At 33.5% G+C, this 1,428-nt stretch carries 5 protein-coding genes; 4 read left to right on the top strand and 1 reads right to left on the bottom strand.

Going from position 1 to position 1,428, the window contains the following annotated elements:
• From PBV87_RS00450 to PBV87_RS00460, 3 genes are all read left to right on the top strand, one after another.
• Positions 1-247: helix-turn-helix domain-containing protein (locus PBV87_RS00450; protein ID WP_271010741.1), on the top strand; the 247-nt coding region annotated here is incomplete at its 5' end.
• A 23-nt stretch (positions 248-270) separates the two neighbouring features.
• Entirely contained in the window at positions 271-501 is a 231-nt protein-coding gene (locus PBV87_RS00455; protein WP_053983837.1) for a hypothetical protein, read from the top strand.
• A 26-nt stretch (positions 502-527) separates the two neighbouring features.
• Positions 528-683, top strand: coding sequence for a hypothetical protein (locus PBV87_RS00460; RefSeq protein ID WP_271010742.1), 156 nt, complete (start codon positions 528-530; stop codon positions 681-683).
• On the opposite strand, the gene PBV87_RS00465 is transcribed toward PBV87_RS00460, so the two are convergent.
• Positions 680-943 (bottom strand): hypothetical protein, encoded by a 264-nt coding sequence (locus PBV87_RS00465; protein ID WP_271010743.1) that lies wholly within the window; start codon positions 941-943, stop codon positions 680-682. The genes PBV87_RS00460 and PBV87_RS00465 overlap by 4 nt on opposite strands.
• A gap of 140 nt (positions 944-1,083) precedes the next feature.
• Here PBV87_RS00465 and PBV87_RS00470 point away from each other — a divergent pair.
• A partial coding sequence (locus PBV87_RS00470; RefSeq protein WP_271010744.1) for a zinc ribbon domain-containing protein occupies positions 1,084-1,428 on the top strand: 345 nt, incomplete at its 3' end.

Raw genomic sequence — 1,428 nt, forward strand, 5'->3', positions numbered from 1 at the left:
AAAATGCAAATTAAAGGCAACAGAATACAGAATTATCCTCATGCTCCTAGTAAAACCTTGTACATCTTCACAGTTAGTTAAAGAACTTGGATGCATGAAGAATAACACAGATAGATATATTAGAAATCTTAAAAGTCATGGATTGATAGAAATAGATTATATAGAAGGGGCTAATAAATTTTATAAGCCTGTTACAGATATCAAAAAGCTCATGGCAATTATGCCGGGGCAAATGAAAATTGAGTAAAACAAAAGGATAGGAGGGATGGCATGTATCTAGGGCGTAATGGGAAATTATACACATACGGGATACTGGAAATGGACTTATGGGTATTACAAGGCTTACGTGATATGGATAAAGTGGAAGTTAATATTGATGGTGAATGGACTGATGTAAGATTCAGAAATGAAAGTGGTAGATGTTGGATAGAGAGTCGTAATGAATCAGCAGAAGTAATTGCATCAGGATATGACCTTGAGGGTATACCAGTTAGGATTTAATAAAATTAACTTTTGGAGGGATAGCGATGTTAGTAGATAAAAGACTAAGCCAAGTTAAAGAAATAAAAGAAACTGATAATTGGGAAGAGGTAAATACATTAGTAAAAACAGGATGGATTTTAATATGCATTTACCCAACTTCTCAAAATATGATGTATTCATTAGGCAGAATACAGAGTTAAGAATTTACAAAATCAGAGGTAGCTTGATCATACATATCACGTAGTCTATCAAAACCGTTCGTTTGTTCAGGATATTTAATAGAGCCATTTGATTTATTCCAACCAAGGATATAGCAAGGACCATTTATAGACGATTGTGGAGAAGATATGACGTTAACACTAAGTAAAGACCAGCCAAGTTCAAGATAGGCATTAGCTTCTTTGTGATAAGTTGCTTCAATCACCTCGATGATATCAGTAAGATGTTCTATGATAATCACCAACTTTCTTTTATATTTCAGCTTGGCGGAGCTGATAAATAAATTATATGGGTGTATAAGAAAAAATTCAAATAAATAAAATCAATTTTTTATGGGAAAGAGGGGTTAGGATGAAGATTAGGCTTACTACTCTCTGGAAAATGGGAGAAACAAAAAGCGTTGCACATATCTTTGAAGAGTATATGAAGATACAGGGTGTTAGAAAGCTAGATGGAAGAAGAAAAGATAATTCTAATACATACCTGATAGATGGGAAAAGCACTGATTGGAATCGTGTAGAGTGCTACTATCATAAAGATAGTGAAGAATTTGCAGAAGAAGATTTATTGATAGTCTTGCGAAAGAAAGCAGGCAGCTATTTAATAATTGCTAGAAAAGGTGCAAGAGCATTTGAAGTTGATTATGGTGGCATCAAACATTATGACGAGAAGTTATTAAAAGAAATAATGGAAGATCATAAGGAATTATTTGATGCATTAGTGGCT

Origin of the sequence: Holtiella tumoricola (genome assembly GCF_027857615.1) — a bacterium.
In the GTDB taxonomy this organism is placed as follows: domain Bacteria; phylum Bacillota; class Clostridia; order Lachnospirales; family Cellulosilyticaceae; genus Holtiella; species Holtiella tumoricola.

Excerpts from the sequence above, each read along its gene's own strand:
- PBV87_RS00455 (WP_053983837.1), top strand. The coding sequence starts at position 271 with ATGTATCTAGGGCGTAATGGGAAATTATACACATACGGGATACTGGAA.
- PBV87_RS00460 (WP_271010742.1), top strand. The coding sequence starts at position 528 with ATGTTAGTAGATAAAAGACTAAGCCAAGTTAAAGAAATAAAAGAAACT.